Genomic DNA, 14,897 nt, shown 5'->3' with positions numbered 1-14,897 from the left:
AACAGGAACGCCCTATAAAATAGGGGAGAGGTGGCCGGCTGCAATGAAATCGATGGCATCCGCGGTCGGTACGTAGACCAACGTTCCTCCTTGAGCGTAAGGCCCGTCGGGCTTAAGTGCCGCTGGTGCAAAAGGCTTCGACAACCAGCAACCCTTTTCGCCGTCCACTATGAAGCGCCAGCGCTTTCCCCAAATGACTTCCGATTGACCGACGTGGTCAGCATACTGTTGCTTAAATTGCATCGCGTACTTGGCAACGGCGGGGCCATTGTCCTGGATCTCGGCGATTATAAGAACGTCGCCTTGATGTGCTTTGGTCATTCGCCCGCGCAACGCGTGTTTTTGGTGCTCCGTTACCCCTATAAAATGCTGCTTGGTTGTCTTTAGGATGATAAGCGAAGTGTGGTTCATAACGATCAAGTCCAGCCCGTCATCTATTTAGAAGATTCGTTGCTTAATTTCGAATCCTATTATGGATTTAGGCAACGTAGGGTCATACCGTCACCATCCCCTGGCTTCGTTGTATCCTCTCCCCGGCTTGGGGAGACATCACATGCGCTCCACCTCGGATACCGTCGCTGCGATTGGCCGGGCTGGTCATGGTCAGCGCGCAAGCCAATTTCGCGCTGTGGATGCGGCTCACGGCTTTCATCGCCGCCGCGCTCTTCGCCGCCTCGGTCCTGATGATCCTGTGGGGCGCGCCGCTTCTGCCCAGCTCCGCGCCTTTGCCGGTGCTCGGCTATCCGTTCTGGTGCTGAGCTTCATCGGCTGGACTTTGCTGAAGCCGGAGCGGTAAGGTTAGACCGACGGTCTCGTTCGCGGCTTTGGGGGGCAGCTTGCGCAAATTGTTGTTCGTCAGTCTTTGCCTCGATTTCATTTGGATAAATTCAGCCGTCGTGCTCATCGACCGGCTGTTTCCGGGCATTGCCGAGACCTTGCTCGGCCAGCCGACGTCTTGGGCGGCGCGCCAGACCGTCTCGCTGGTGCTGTTGGCCGCCCTGCGCGGCGCAAACGTCTCGATCGGCGAATGGCTGCTCGGCTATGCGCGGACCGAGCCGCCCGGCCGTCGCCAATGGGCCAATCTGCTGCTTGGCACGCTCGGCTTCGCATCCGGCATCTGGTACCTGCTGCGGCTATCCGAGCCCGGCGATACCACGCCGTTCCTGTTCATGGTCGAGAATAGCCCGCTGAAGCTCGCGGCGGTGGCGATCTTCAGCGCCTTCTACAGCTGGTGCGGCGCGGTGCTGCTGCGGTTCGAGCCAAGGGCCAAATTCTACAACGCCCTACTGTTTGTCTCGATACTCCCGTTGACCGCGATCAACGTCATCTTTTCCCGGGACGCGATGATCGCCACGATGTTGGCGCGCGCCGCCAGCAGGGGCCAGTCCTTCCCGTTGGAGAAAGCCGAGGCCTATGTCCGGGTGTCGTTCTACTTCGCTGTCCTGCTGGTCGCGATCATGCTGACGCTGCTCTATTTCTGTCGCGAACGGCCCGTTGCCGAAAAGCCGATCGAAGGCGCGCAAAGCGGCAACGTGTAGCCCCTCGACTCGAACCGTTTCCGGGCTCAATCTCGTCCGATGGCCGCGCCGCTCGAACTCCGCAACAGTGCGTCGGGAAAGATCCTGCCCGCCGTCGGGCCGTTTCTGATCGGCGGCATCTTCGGCTTCGGCGCGCTGCAGGGCCTGGCCTCGGGCGCGGATGGCGGACATGTGCTGTGGATCGCGCTGCTCGCCGCCGCCTGCCTCGGGCTCGGCGTGTTGATCGCGCGCGGTGCTTTCGATACGTCGGTCAAGGTGACCCTGGACAGCCAGGGCTTCCGCGATGTCCGCGCCGGCGACGTGCTGGTGCCGTGGAGCAAGGTGAAGAGCGTGCGGCTTGCCGCCGGCGGCAAGGGCGCGGCGATGCTCAATTTCGAGCTCACCTCGGAGCCGCCCGACGCCATCCGCTATTCTTCCGCCAACGCCTTCGGCCTGATGCCTTTCGGCCGGAACATCGTGCATATGGAGATCTCCTCGCTCGACGCGCGCGGCCAGGACCTGGTCGATGCGGTGAAGACATTCGCGCCGCATGTGGCGGTGAGGAGGTAGCGAGGCCCCCTCATCCGGCCGCTTCGCGGCCACCTTCTCCCCGAGGGGAGAAGAGGGCAGCGGAGGCGCCGGCGACCTCCTCTCCCCTTGGGGAGAGGTCGGATTGCCCCGAATTGCCCTTCGCAATTCGGTTGGCAATCCGGGTGAGGGTGCTTCCACATGCCACCCGTGCTCTACTCCCCCCGGGGACCTCGCCATGATTCGCGCTCTGCTCGCCTTCTTTCTCCTCACCGCGCCGGCCTTCGCCGCCGACATGTCGGTGTTCGTGCGCAACCAGCGTTCGGACGGCGTGGCGCTGGAGCTGTTCAGTCGCGACAGCCAGAAGGTCTGGCCGGGCGACGACAAGGTTTTCCTCATCCGGCCGAAGGCGCGGAAATCCGTGCCGATCTCCTGCGAGCCGGGCGAGCATATCTGCTGGGGGGCCTGGGTGAACGGCGACGATTCCGTCACCGCCGGCGTCGGCCCCGACAACGACCAGCCCTGCGACACCTGCTGCTTCATCTGCACCGAGCACTCGACCGAGACGGTGGATTTGGCGGAGTAGGCGCAGGGCGCTGAAACTGCCAATCTCCCCCCTTGTGGGGGAGATGCCCGGCAGGGCAGAGGGGGGCGCGAAGGATCGCGGTGTTTGTTGTGTCGAACAAGAGATCTCGGTGAAGGTTTTGATCTTCAATTGAGTTGAGAGGTCATCGCGAGGCGCCCCCCTCTGGCCTGCCGGCCATCTCCCCCACAAGGGGGGAGATTGGCTGTCACGTTGGCTTTCGCCAATCTCCAAGGGGAGAAGGGAACGACTGCCCATCCTCCCAGCTTGACGCCCTTCTCAGCCTGGCCCTAGCCTTGCCTCAACCCACCAGAGGAGAGCCCCATGGCAGGCACGGTCGAAGGCGAGAAGATCGACGTTTCTTTCAGCGGCAAGCGCTGCATCCATTCGCGTAATTGCGTGCTCGGCAATCCGCATGTCTTCGTGCCCAACGCGCCGGGCGAGTGGATCCATCCCGACGCGGCGAGCGTGGAACGGGTCGTGGCGCTGGCGGAGAATTGCCCGTCGGGGGCCGTCACCTACAAGCGCAAGGACGGCGGACCGCAGGAGAAGCCGCCGGTGGTCAACACCGTGCGCGTGCGCGAGAACGGCCCGCTGGCCGTGCATGCCGAGATCGTGCTTGGCGAGGACACTTTGTTCCGCGCCACGCTCTGCCGCTGCGGCCTGTCGCAGAACAAGCCCTTCTGCGACAACAGCCACATCAAGGGCGGCTTCACCGCCACCGGGGAGCCGCCGCTGAAGGAGGCGCAGGTGCTGGAGACGCGGGACGGTCCGCTGACGGTGACGCCGACCAGCAATGGCCCGCTCAAGGTCGAGGGCAATGCCGAGATCGTCACCGGCACGGGGCATACGATCGCGCGCACCACCAAGGTGTTCCTCTGCCGCTGCGGGCATTCGGCCAACAAGCCGTTTTGCGACGGGAGCCACAAGAGGGTGGGGTTTGTGGGGTAGGCGTCGAAGCTGCCAATCTCCCCCCTCGTGGGGGAGATGTCCGGCAGGACAGAGGGGGGCGCCGTAGAGTGCGAACCTCAACAATCACCGAGCGATACAAATGCCCCATACGCCGCTGCCGCCAAGACACCGCGCCAACGCCAGATCAATGCGCAAGGTGATGACAACAGCTGAGTTGAAGCTTTGGAACGAGCTTCGTGCCCATCGGTTGATGGGCCTAGGCTTCCGGCGCCAGTTTCCGATCGCCGGATATATCGTGGACTTCGCTTGTCCGCAGAAGAAGCTAGTCGTTGAGGTCGACGGGTCTCAACACGGAGAGGCCGATGCCGTCGCAGGCGATGAGGCACGAACTGCGCGGCTGGAGAAAGACGGCTGGACCGTCCTGCGGCTCTGGAACAACGATGTCATTCGCGACATCGACAATGTTTGCCAGCATATCGTGATCGTGACCGGGCTCGGAAGTCCATCCGAATAGCGCGGCAAGGTCGGCGGGACAGCGCCCCCCTCTGCCCTGCCGGGCATCTCCCCCACGAGGGGGGAGATTGGCTAACCTCCCTGGCCCACCCCTCCCTTCTTTATCCGCCAGCTCGTATCGGCTAAGGGCTTCGCAAACAAAGCCCTCGACCCCGGACTGCCCGCACATGACCGCCAAGCCCCATCCTCTCTTCCTCGGCATCGATACCGGCGGCACCTATACCGATGCGGTGCTGTGGTCCGAGGAGGGCGGACCCAAGGGCAAGGTCCTGGCCAAGGCCAAGTCGCTCACCACCCGCCACGATCTCGCGGTCGGCATTTCCGGCGCGGTGGATGCGGTGCTGGAGAAAGCCAAAACCGATCCTGCCTCGATAAAGCTGGTCTCCATGTCGACGACGCTCGCCACCAACGCGCTGGTCGAGGGCCAGGGCGGGCGCGTGGCGCTGGTGATGATCGGCTTTTCCGAGGCCGACCTTGCCCGCGACGGGCTGAAGACGGCGCTCGGCACCGATCCGGTGGTGTTCTGCCCCGGCGGCCATGACGTGCACGGCAATGCGGCCAAGCTCGACCTCTCCGGGCTCGAGGCAGCGCTTCCGGATTTAGGCGGCTCGGTGTCGGGCTTCGCCGTCTGCGCCTATTTCGCCACGCGCAATCCGGCGCATGAGCTGGCCGCCCGCGATCTGATCCGCGAGAAGACCGGCCTGCCGGTCACCGCCAGCCATGAATTGTCGGCCAAGCTCGGCGGCCCGCGCCGCGCGCTGACAACGCTGCTCAACGCAAGGCTGATCTCGATGATCGACCGGCTGGTGGCGGCGACCGAAGGGTTCCTCGCCAAGCGCGGCATCTCGGCGCCGCTGATGGTGGTGCGCGGCGACGGCGCGCTGGTGTCGGCCGCCTTCGCCCGCCAGCGGCCGATCGAGACGATCCTGTCCGGCCCCGCCGCCAGCCTGGTCGGCGCGCGCCACATGACCGGGCTGGACGACGCCATGGTGTCGGACATCGGCGGCACCACGACCGACGTCGCCGTGCTCGACGGCGGCCGGCCGCGGCTCGATCCGGAAGGCGCCACCGTCGGCGGCTTCCGCACCATGGTCGAGGCTGTCGCCATGCGCACCTTCGGCCTCGGCGGCGATTCGGAAGTGGCGTTGGAGGACGGCGCGCTCGACCCGAAGATCCTGCTCGGCCCGCGCCGCCTGGTGCCGCTGGCGCTGGCCGGCATGGTGCATGGCGAAGCGGTCACCGCCGAGCTTGAGCGGCAGCTGCGCGCGCCGAATCCCGGCCGCATGGACGGCCGCTTCGCCGTGCGCACCGGCGTGCCCGACAGGCTTGCCGCCGGCCTCACCGGACCGGAGGCGAAGCTCTACGAGGCGATCGGCGCTGTCCCTCTGGCGCTCGACAGGCTGCTCTCGTCCAACGCGCAGAACGCCACGCTGAACCGGCTGGTCGCGCGCGGCCTCGTCCATATCTGCGGCTTCACGCCGTCGGACGCCGCCCATGTGCTCGGCAAGCAATCGAACTGGGACGCCGCCACCGCGCGCCTCGGCGCCGAGCTGTTTTCCCGCCGCCGCGACGGCCGCGGCCAGGCGATCGCGGCGACGCCGGAAGCGATCGCCGAGCGCGTGCTGGTCACGCTGACCCGCTGGTCGGCCGAATACATCCTCGAAACCGCCTTCGCCGAGGACGGGCTCGACGGCGCGGCGACCGTCGCGCATGCGCTGGTGCAGCGCGCGGTCGACGCCCATCCCGGCATCGCCCGCTTCACCGTCGCGCTCGACCGCCCGGTCATCGGCCTCGGCGCGTCGGCGCCGCTGCATTATGCCGGCCTGCCGCCGCTGGTCGGCAATGGCTGCATCGTGCCGGAGGACACCGACGTCGCCAACGCGCTCGGCGCCGTGGTCGGCCAGGTGCGCGTCTCGGCCGAGGCCCGCGTCAGCCAGCCCAAGGAAGGCCTGTTCCGGCTGGCATCGGGCCAGACGGTGCGCGACTTCACCGAGGAGGAAAAGGCGATCGCGGCGGCCGAGGCCGACGTGCGGGCGATCGCGGCCGAGCGCGCCAAGGACGCCGGCACCGACAGCGCCGAGATCGACGTCGCCACCGAGTTCAAGGTCTCGACCATCGAGGGCCAGCGCATGTTCATCGAGGCGCATGTGGTGGCGGTGGCGTCGGGACGGCCGCGGATTGCGGTGTGAGTCACGACGTCCCCCTTCTCCCCTTGTGGGAGAAGGTGTCGCCGAAGGCGACGGATGAGGGGTGCTCCAGGGAAAGCCAGCGTCTTATTCCGCTGGAACACCCCTCATCCGTCTCGGCGCTTGCGCGCCGATCCACCTTCTCCCACAAGGGGAGAAGGGAAGGCCGCGCCTACATCCTAAGCCGAATTGACCCTTGCCCCCCAAACATGCCAAACGCCCCGGCAAGCTAGCTATCTGGAGACGTGCAGATGACCGACCGCATCGAGATCGCCGGGTTGCGGATTGCCCGGGAGCTCCATGACCTCGTGGCTGGGGAGGCCACGCCCGGCACCGGCATCGACCCGGAAAAATTTTGGGAAGGCTTTTCGGCGATCGTCCACGACCTCGCGCCGAAGAACCGCGCGCTGCTCGCCAAGCGCGACGCCCTGCAGGAGAAGCTCGACGGCTGGTATCGCGAAAACGGCGCGCCGCTCGACATGGAGGCCTACAAGACCTTCCTGAAGGAGATCGGCTATCTGGTGCCGGAAGGGCCGGCCTTCAGCGTCTCGACGGAGCATGTCGATCCCGAGATCGCCGTCGTCGCCGGGCCGCAGCTCGTCGTACCGGTGATGAACGCGCGCTATGCGCTCAACGCCGCCAATGCGCGCTGGGGCTCGCTCTATGACGCGCTCTACGGCACGGACGCCATCCCCGAGACCGGCGGCGCCGAGAAGGGGAAGGGCTTCAATCCGGCGCGCGGCGCCAAGGTGATCGCCTGGGCCAAGGAATTCCTCGACCAGTCCGTGCCGCTGACCACCGGCAAATGGGCCGGCGTCAACGGGCTCTCGGTGGTGAATGGCGCGCTGAAAGCCGGCGAGGGCGCCGGCGCCACGACGCTTGCCGATCCAAGGCAGTTCGTCGGCTATCGCGGCGATGCCGCCACACCGGAAGCGGTGCTGCTGGTGAAGAACGGGTTGCATATCGAGATCGTGATCGACCGCGCCAACCAGATCGGCAAGACCGATCCGGCCGGCATCGCCGACATCCTGCTCGAGGCCGCGTTGACCACCATCCAGGACTGCGAGGATTCGGTCGCGGCCGTGGATGCCGAGGACAAGGTCGTCGTCTACCGCAACTGGCTCGGCCTGATGAAGGGCGATCTGGCGGAAGAGATCACCAAGGGCGGCAAGACCTTCATCCGCAAGCTCAACCCGGACCGCACCTATACCTCGCGAGGCGGCGGCACGATCACCTTGCCCGGCCGCTCGCTGATGCTGGTGCGCAATGTCGGCCACCTGATGACCAATCCGGCGATCCTCGACCGCGAGGGCAACGAGGTGCCGGAAGGCATCATGGATGCGGCGATCACCGCGCTGATCGCGCTGCACGATGTCGGCCCGAACGGGCGGCGGATGAATTCCCGCGCCGGCTCGATGTATGTCGTGAAGCCGAAGATGCACGGGCCGGAAGAGGTCGCCTTCGCCGTCGAGATCTTCGACCGTGTCGAGGCGCTGCTCGGCATGGCGAAGAACACCATCAAGATGGGCATCATGGACGAGGAGCGGCGCACCACCGTCAACCTCAAGGAGGCGATCCGCGCGGCGAAGGAACGCGTGGTGTTCATCAACACCGGCTTCCTCGACCGCACCGGCGACGAGATCCACACCTCGATGGAAGCCGGCCCGATGATCCGCAAGGGCGACATGAAGCAGGCCGCCTGGATTTCCGCCTATGAGGCCTGGAACGTCGATACGGGCCTCGAATGCGGGCTTGCCGGCCACGCCCAGATCGGCAAGGGCATGTGGGCGATGCCGGACCTTATGGCGGCGATGCTGGTCGAGAAGATCGCCCACCCCAAGGCCGGCGCCAACACCGCCTGGGTGCCCTCGCCGACGGCCGCGACGCTGCATGCCACGCACTATCACAAGGTCGACGTGCACGCCGTGCAGGCGGCGCTGAAGAGCCGGCCGAAGGCCAAGCTCGACGACATATTGTCGGTGCCGGTCGCGGTTCGGCCGAACTGGACGCCGGACGAGATCCAGCGCGAGCTCGACAACAACGCGCAAGGGATCCTGGGTTATGTCGTGCGCTGGATCGACCAGGGCGTCGGCTGCTCGAAAGTGCCCGATATCAACGATGTCGGCCTGATGGAGGACCGCGCCACGCTGCGCATTTCCTCGCAGCACATCGCCAACTGGCTGCGCCATAAGGTCTGCTCCGAGATCCAGGTCCGGGATTCGCTGCAGCGCATGGCGGCGATCGTCGACCGCCAGAATGTCGGCGACCCGCTCTACCGGCCGATGGCGCCGGACTTCGACAATTCCATCGCCTTCCAGGCGGCGTGCGACCTAGTGTTCAAGGGGACGGCGCAGCCCAACGGCTATACGGAGCCGGTGCTGCACAAGCGGCGGTTGGAGCTGAAGGCGCGCGACAGGCAGCACTCCGCCTGAGCCTGCCGGCTTGCCGCCGGCTGTCGGCGGTAGCGGCCCTCACCCGCCCTTGACCGTACGCGACAGGAAGACGTCCGTGTGGCGGACATGCGCGGGCGTGTCGCGAAACGGCGCGCAGGGCCTGAAGCCGAACGCCTCATACACGGCAATGGCGCTTTTCATATAGAAGGCGGTGTGGATCAGCACCGTGCGGGCCGGGCCTTTGCCGATCTCGGCCAGGACCGCGCCCATCAGCGCGCGGCCTATGCCTTGCCCGCGGGAGGATTCATCGACGAAGAACTTGTGAAGTTCCACCTTGCCTTCGCCGAACGGGCCGAAGGCGAGGCAGCCCGCCGGCACGTTGCCCGATCGCGCAATGAAGGCCATGGCATCCGGCGCGCGGAATTGCATTGCAAGTTCATGGCCGCTGGTTTCGGGCTGGAACAGCGTCCTTATATCCTCCTCCGAGACACCATGGGGCGCGGACGCGTCGACATCCCACTGCGCCAGCCTGCCGCAGAGCATGGCCATGGTGTCGAAGTCTTCGGCGCTGCGCGCCGGCAGAACTGAAATCATCCCTCGCCCCCGCGCGGATCCAATCCATCATACCACGCAGGTTTCAGAATGCGACGTGTCCAAATCGGAGCGGACGTCGATGCAAATAACTTGACGTGTCGCGATCTACCTACTAGTAGGTAGGCAATGACACCGAAGAAAGGTTATCCATCATGTCCGCACAAACGAGCGTTGAAAGCCCTGCCCTGGCCTCAAACGGCTGGCTCAAAACCTATTACTACCTTCGCTTTGCCGTATCCGCGGCCTGGGTCCTGGCGGCCTTTACCGTCGCAAAGACGGTGGTACCGCTCGCCGCGGCCATGCTGGTCGCCTATCCGCTATGGGACGCGCTTGCGAACTATGTCGACGCGCAGCGCAGCAGCGGCCTCGGTCGCAACAGGACGCAGCTGCTCAATTTCGTCGTCAGCATCATCACCGCGATCGCGGTCGCCGTCGCGCTTGGCCACAGCATGAACGCGGTGCTCTCGGTCTACGGCGTCTGGGCCGCGATCTCCGGTGCGTTTCAGCTGCTGACGGCGGTTCGTCGCTGGAAGACCAACGGCGCCCAGTGGGCGATGATCCTGAGCGGCGCCCAATCGGCGCTGGCCGGTCTCTTCTTCGTCAAGATGGCGGGCGGCACGGAGACCATCGGCATCGCCAATGTCGCGCCCTACGCCGCTTTCGGTGCCTTCTATTTCCTGGTGTCCGCCGTGTGGCTGTCGGTCGGCGATTTCCTTCGCAAGTCGCCGCAGGCCATGCGTTGAGATTTCCTCCGCCGGAGGTTAGGCATGTCCATGGATAAGCCCTCGAACACCTTCCCTTCGAATACCGCCGATAACATCCTGGCCGCCGCGCAACGCTTCATCGTCGCCGGCGGCTATAACGGCTTCAGCTACGCCGATATCGCCGAGGTCGTCGGGATCCGCAAGGCGAGCATCCATCATCATTTCCCGAGCAAGGCCGACCTCGTGCAGACCCTGGTCAGGCGCTATCTCGACGACGCCGTCACGGGCATGACGGAGCTGGAGCGCAATGTGCCCGGACGGCCCGAGTTGCTGCGAACCTATGCCGGCTTCTGGGCGCAATGCATCGAGGACGCGAGCAGGCCGTTTTGCGTTTGCGCGCTGCTCGCCAGCGAGCTTCCGGTCCTGCCGCCCGGGGTGGCCGTGGAGGTCCGTGCCTATTTTCAGTTTCTGTCGGGGTGGCTGACCCGCGTCTTCGAGCGCGGCGCCGAGCAGGGAACATTGACGATCGCTGCCGCGCCGCGCGTCGAGGCGGAAGCCTTCATGGCGACCGTGCACGGGGCGATGATTTCCGCGCGGGCCTATGGCGACGTCCTGACCTTCGGCATGATCCTGGCGCCGACGCTGCAGAAGCTTATTCCTGCAACCAATTGACGTGAAATCGGTCAGGGCGGATCCGGCGGTTACGAATGCCTTCCGGCTACGCCGCCTGCGCCATCCGCTCCGCGCTCATGCGATAGGAAATCGCCTCGGCGAGATGGATGCGGCCGACCGTCTCGCTGGCGTCGAGGTCGGCCAGCGTGCGCGCTACTTTCAGCACGCGGTGATAGGCCCGCGCCGAGAAGCCGAGCTTTTCGCTGGCGTCCTTGAGCAGCGTCAGGCCGGCATTGTCGGGCCTGGCGATCTCCTCGATGATCGAAGGCGGGCAGTGGGCGTTGGTGGTGGCGCCGGCGCCCAGCCGTTCCAGCCTCTCGCGCTGCATGGCGCGCGCACGCGCCACGCGCTGCGCCACCGAAGCGCTCGTCTCGGCCTTGTCCGGCCGGATCAGGTCGCTTGCCGAGACCGCCGGCACCTCGATGCGAAGATCGATGCGGTCGAGCAGCGGGCCGGAAATGCGCGCCTGGTATTCGGTGCGGCAGCGGTCGCCGCGCAGGCAGCGATAGCCGGGCTCGCCCGACATGCCGCAGCGGCACGGATTCATCGCCGCCACCAGCTGGATGCGCGCCGGATAGGTGACGCGGTGGTTGGCGCGCGCGATCATGCAGTCGCCCGTCTCCAGCGGCTGGCGCAGCGCATCCAGCGTCTGCGGCGCGAATTCCGGCAATTCGTCGAGGAACAGCACGCCATGATGGGCGAGCGAGGCCTCGCCCGGCCGCGCGCGCAATCCGCCGCCGACCATCGCCGCCATCGAGGCGGAGTGATGCGGCGCGCGGAACGGCCGCCGGTCGGTCAGCTTGCCTTCGCCGAGCTCGCCGGCGACGGAGGCGATCATCGAGACTTCGAGAAGCTCCTTCGGCGCCAGCGGCGGCAGGATCGAAGGCAGGCGCTGCGCCAGCATCGACTTGCCCGCGCCGGGCGGTCCGACCATAAGGAGGTTGTGTCCGCCGGCCGCCGCTACCTCGAGCGCCCGCTTGGCGCTTTCCTGGCCCTTGATGTCGGCGAGGTCGGGCAGGTCGCGCGCGGCGAGCTGGATGCCGGCCTCGGGCCGCGACAGCACCTGCGTGCCGCGAAAATGGTTGGCAATGGCAATCAGGCTGCGCGGCGCAAGGATGTCGAAATCCTTGCCCGCCCAGGCCGCTTCCGGCCCACAGGCGAAGGGGCAGATCAGGCCCTTGCCCTCGGCATTGGCGCCTATCGCCGCCGGCAGCGCGCCGGCCACGCCCGCGATCGTGCCGTCGAGCGACAATTCGCCGAGCACCACATAGCCGGCAAGCATATCGCCCGGAATGGCGCCGAGCGCCGCCATCAGGCCGAGCGCGATCGGCAGGTCGTAATGACTGCCCTCCTTGGGCAGATCCGCCGGCGCGAGATTCACCGTCACCTTCTTCGAGGGCATCGACAGGCCGGATGCGTGCAGCGCGGCCTGCACGCGCTCGCGGCTCTCGGCCACCGCCTTGTCCGGCAGGCCGACGATCTGCATGCCGACCTTGCCCGGCCCGACCATCACCTGGACATCGACCGGCAAGGCCTCGATGCCCTGGAAAGCCACCGTGCGAACCCGCGCCACCATTTTGTCCCAAGCCCCCGATACCGGCTCGCGTGGCCCCGCTATCAGGCCGCGAGTGAAATCAGGCCAGACAACCACAAATTCTCGCTTTGGGCAAGAACATTACGGGAACACCAACAACTGTGCATCTCGTTACGGCGCCGCAGTCGAATGTTGCGGCGGCAACGGAAGCTTCGACAACATCTTGCCCAGGCCTCGTAGATGCGGTTTGGTGAATCGACGGCAGTAGTAGTGATTTGCCAGGGCGGCGGACCAGTATTTTCTTCGCAGCCCGAAAAGGCCAAGGATCATCTTTCGCCTACGGGCGGATTTCAAAATCAGCGTCCCCTCCGGAATATCCAATCCGGACAAGGTCCTGTAGAAATTGAAGACATCGGCGAAAGGCACGCGCCTATAGCGCCAGGGCTTGGCCGATCCCGCATAGTGGATCACCTTGGGAAGCCGCCGTTCGATTTCCAAATACCGCTCCGAGAAGAAATTCCATTCCCTGCCCAGGAAAAGAACCCGTCCGCGCACCACCGTGTTCAAGGCTGTCTGGTCGAGATATCGCGACTTGGCGGTTTCGCGAACCGTTGCAAAGATCCTGTCTGCGATGCCTTCCCTCCGCCAGGCGGCGAGGTTCATCGCCAGAACGCCGGAATTGATATACTCGTTCCGGGACATTTCGATGTCGTCGAGTTCCTCCTGCTCGACGAAGCCGTCAACCACGCCGGCGACCAAATTGTCGCCCAAATCCGCCGACCAGAGGCCGCCGAGATCGGATACCACCAGCGTATCCGCATCCATGTAGATGGCCTTGTCGCAATCGGACAATATCTCGGGAATGAGTATTCGGGCATAGGCGGCAGTCGTCAGCAGCTTGCCTCTTGTCGGCAGATCGGAAATCCGCTTGGCGTCCGCTTGGACCAGCTGACAGTCAATTCCGTTTCGTTCGCAAAATCGGCGAAGCTCCATCGCGCTCGCAGGCTCTATTCCCGCATCGATGACGACGAATTTCGCCTCGCGATTGTGAATCCAGGCAGAAAAGATGAATAAAAAAAGCCCGGGCACAAAGTTATTGTCGCTTGCGGTGACAATCACCATGAAACTGCGAGCCCCGGAAAGCGGGGAGCAAGGTCCCGCCGTGGGTAGAGCGCAAGCGCGTTCACCATCACAGCCAGCACCTTGGCATCTCGTCCCCCAAAATAGCTCATCGCCCCCCAGGCGGATGCCTCGTTACCTTATTTGGCGACACGGCGGATCCGAGGCATGAAGCGCCGCCTGTATCGTGAGGAGAATTACCCCCGCTTCCCCTCAACGCAATCCCAGAACAGGCTGGCAATATCCGCCCCGCCAAAGCGCTGGACTTCGCGCACGCCGGTCGGCGAGGTGACGTTGATCTCGGTCATGTAGTCGCCGATCACGTCGATACCGACCAGGATGAAGCCGCGTTCTTTCAGCGAAGGCCCGATGCGGGCGCAGATCTCGCGCTCGCGCTCGGTCAGCTCGGTCTTCTCGGCGCGGCCGCCGACATGCATGTTGGAACGGGAATCGTGCTCGGCCGGCACCCGGTTGATGGCGCCGACAGGCTCGCCGTCGATCAGGATGATGCGCTTGTCGCCCTTGCGCACGTCCTTGAGGTAGCGCTGCACGATATAGGGCTCGCGGAACAGCTGGCCGAACATCTCCAGCAGCGAGGCGAGGTTGCGGTCGGCCTCGTGCAGATGGAAGATGCCGGCGCCGCCATTGCCGTAGAGCGGCTTGACGATGATGTCGCCGAACTCCTTGCGGAAGGCCGCCACCTCCTGAGGATCCTTGGTGATGAGCGTCTCCGGCATCAAATCCGGGAATTCCGTGACGAAGATCTTCTCCGGGCTGTTGCGCACCCATGCCGGATCGTTGACCACCAGAGTCTTCGGATGGATGCGCTCCAATATGTGCGTGGTGGTGATGTAGTTCATGTCGAAGGGCGGGTCTTGCCTCAGCAGCACCACGTCCATCTCGGAAAGGTCGGTGCGCACCTTCTCTCCGAGCGAATAATGGTTGCCCTTCTCGTCGCGCACCTGCATCTCCTCGACGCGCGCGAACACCTTGCCGTCCCGCATCGACAGTCGGTCGGGCGTGTAGTGGAAAAGCTTGTGACCCCGACGCTGCGCCTCCAGCGACAGCGCGAAGCTGGTGTCGCCGGCGATCGACACGGTGGAGATATGGTCCATCTGGACGGCGACCTTCAGCGGCATTTTTCCTCTCCGGGGGAAACTCAGCCGTCGATATAAGGAAATCGGCGGCTTCTGCCAATCGTGCTCGCTTGGTGCAGCAGCTTTACCGGTCGAAGACCAGCCTGGAATATCCAAGGAAGGACAGCGTCGTCGCCACGATCGAGGCGAAGGCCAGCGCCGCCAGCGGCGGCAGCCCCGGCAGCGCGAACAGGGCGGCGCAGTAGACCAGGTAATTGACGATGCTGGTGGCGACGCCGACGCCGCCATAGCGGGCGCCTTCCCGCGCGACGCCCCGGCTCGACGGTGCGAAGGTGAGATGGCGGTTCACTTGCCAGGTCACGCAGAGCGCGAAGCCAATCGACAGCACGCGCGCCGAGAGGGCTCCAAGCGACGTGGCGGCAAGCAGCAGCCAGAGCGCCGCCGCGTCGGCGACGAAACCGATGCCGCCGGCAAGGACGAAGCGGACGAGGCGGCCCACTAGATCGGGATGGCGTTTTCCTTGAATCGCCCTCACGATCTAACTC

The 14,897-nt window shown here is 65.2% G+C and carries 16 protein-coding genes; 10 read left to right on the top strand and 6 right to left on the bottom strand.

Translation table 11 applies throughout. The features are described 5' to 3' along the window. Positions 1-12: 12 nt before the first annotated feature. Positions 13-411, bottom strand: a complete 399-nt coding sequence (locus tag MJ8_RS00550; protein ID WP_201412603.1) for a hypothetical protein — start codon at positions 409-411, stop codon at positions 13-15. Positions 412-584: 173 nt separating this feature from the next. Here MJ8_RS00550 and MJ8_RS00545 point away from each other — a divergent pair, with 173 nt between their 5' ends. From MJ8_RS00545 to MJ8_RS00510, 8 genes are all read left to right on the top strand, one after another. Then, positions 585-758 (top strand): hypothetical protein, encoded by a 174-nt coding sequence (locus MJ8_RS00545; protein ID WP_225248095.1) that lies wholly within the window; start codon positions 585-587, stop codon positions 756-758. A gap of 78 nt (positions 759-836) precedes the next feature. Beyond that, the gene (locus MJ8_RS00540; RefSeq protein WP_201412602.1) at positions 837-1,538 is read left to right on the top strand and encodes a hypothetical protein; all 702 of its coding nucleotides are present in this window, start codon (positions 837-839) and stop codon (positions 1,536-1,538) included. Between the two features lie 39 nt (positions 1,539-1,577). Beyond that, the gene (locus MJ8_RS00535; protein ID WP_201412601.1) at positions 1,578-2,087 is read left to right on the top strand and encodes a hypothetical protein; all 510 of its coding nucleotides are present in this window, start codon (positions 1,578-1,580) and stop codon (positions 2,085-2,087) included. A 196-nt stretch (positions 2,088-2,283) separates the two neighbouring features. Next, complete coding sequence (locus tag MJ8_RS00530) at positions 2,284-2,631, top strand: hypothetical protein (protein WP_201412600.1); 348 nt, start codon at positions 2,284-2,286, stop codon at positions 2,629-2,631. 321 nt (positions 2,632-2,952) lie between these two features. Next, positions 2,953-3,579, top strand: a complete 627-nt coding sequence (locus MJ8_RS00525; RefSeq protein WP_201412599.1) for a CDGSH iron-sulfur domain-containing protein — start codon at positions 2,953-2,955, stop codon at positions 3,577-3,579. A 100-nt stretch (positions 3,580-3,679) separates the two neighbouring features. After that, a complete protein-coding gene (locus tag MJ8_RS00520; protein ID WP_201412598.1) occupies positions 3,680-4,054 on the top strand; it encodes an endonuclease domain-containing protein in 375 nt (124 codons plus the stop codon). A gap of 166 nt (positions 4,055-4,220) precedes the next feature. After that, entirely contained in the window at positions 4,221-6,242 is a 2,022-nt protein-coding gene (locus MJ8_RS00515; RefSeq protein ID WP_201412597.1) for a hydantoinase/oxoprolinase family protein, read from the top strand. Between the two features lie 248 nt (positions 6,243-6,490). Then, positions 6,491-8,671 carry a malate synthase G gene (locus MJ8_RS00510; protein WP_201412596.1) on the top strand — a complete coding sequence of 727 codons (2,181 nt, stop codon included), beginning with the start codon at positions 6,491-6,493 and terminating at the stop codon, positions 8,669-8,671. 39 nt (positions 8,672-8,710) lie between these two features. Here the strand turns inward: MJ8_RS00510 and MJ8_RS00505 are convergent, their stop codons facing one another. After that, the gene (locus MJ8_RS00505) at positions 8,711-9,226 is read right to left on the bottom strand and encodes a GNAT family N-acetyltransferase (RefSeq protein ID WP_225248094.1); all 516 of its coding nucleotides are present in this window, start codon (positions 9,224-9,226) and stop codon (positions 8,711-8,713) included. A gap of 152 nt (positions 9,227-9,378) precedes the next feature. Between MJ8_RS00505 and MJ8_RS00500 the strand changes: the two genes are divergently transcribed. Both MJ8_RS00500 and MJ8_RS00495 read left to right on the top strand, forming a co-directional pair. Further along, positions 9,379-9,969 (top strand): DUF308 domain-containing protein, encoded by a 591-nt coding sequence (locus MJ8_RS00500; protein ID WP_201412595.1) that lies wholly within the window; start codon positions 9,379-9,381, stop codon positions 9,967-9,969. Between the two features lie 24 nt (positions 9,970-9,993). Next, positions 9,994-10,602, top strand: a complete 609-nt coding sequence (locus MJ8_RS00495) for a TetR/AcrR family transcriptional regulator (RefSeq protein WP_225248093.1) — start codon at positions 9,994-9,996, stop codon at positions 10,600-10,602. Between the two features lie 46 nt (positions 10,603-10,648). Here the strand turns inward: MJ8_RS00495 and MJ8_RS00490 are convergent, their stop codons facing one another. The 4 genes from MJ8_RS00490 to MJ8_RS00475 form a co-directional block, all read right to left on the bottom strand. Continuing rightward, positions 10,649-12,178, bottom strand: coding sequence for a YifB family Mg chelatase-like AAA ATPase (locus MJ8_RS00490; RefSeq protein ID WP_201412594.1), 1,530 nt, complete (start codon positions 12,176-12,178; stop codon positions 10,649-10,651). 129 nt (positions 12,179-12,307) lie between these two features. After that, complete coding sequence (locus MJ8_RS00485) at positions 12,308-13,258, bottom strand: glycosyltransferase family 8 protein (RefSeq protein ID WP_201412593.1); 951 nt, start codon at positions 13,256-13,258, stop codon at positions 12,308-12,310. Between the two features lie 194 nt (positions 13,259-13,452). Further along, entirely contained in the window at positions 13,453-14,394 is a 942-nt protein-coding gene (gshB, locus tag MJ8_RS00480; RefSeq protein WP_201412592.1) for a glutathione synthase, read from the bottom strand. Between the two features lie 82 nt (positions 14,395-14,476). Beyond that, positions 14,477-14,887: a GtrA family protein gene (locus MJ8_RS00475; protein WP_412177085.1), complete on the bottom strand. Its 411-nt coding sequence runs from the start codon at positions 14,885-14,887 to the stop codon at positions 14,477-14,479. Between the last annotated feature and the right edge of the window lie 10 nt (positions 14,888-14,897).

Source organism: Mesorhizobium sp. J8, assembly GCF_016591715.1.
Classification (GTDB): Bacteria; Pseudomonadota; Alphaproteobacteria; order Rhizobiales; family Rhizobiaceae; genus Mesorhizobium.
The sequence above is the reverse complement of the archived record's forward strand: the minus strand, read 5'-3'. Positions and strand labels throughout refer to the sequence as shown.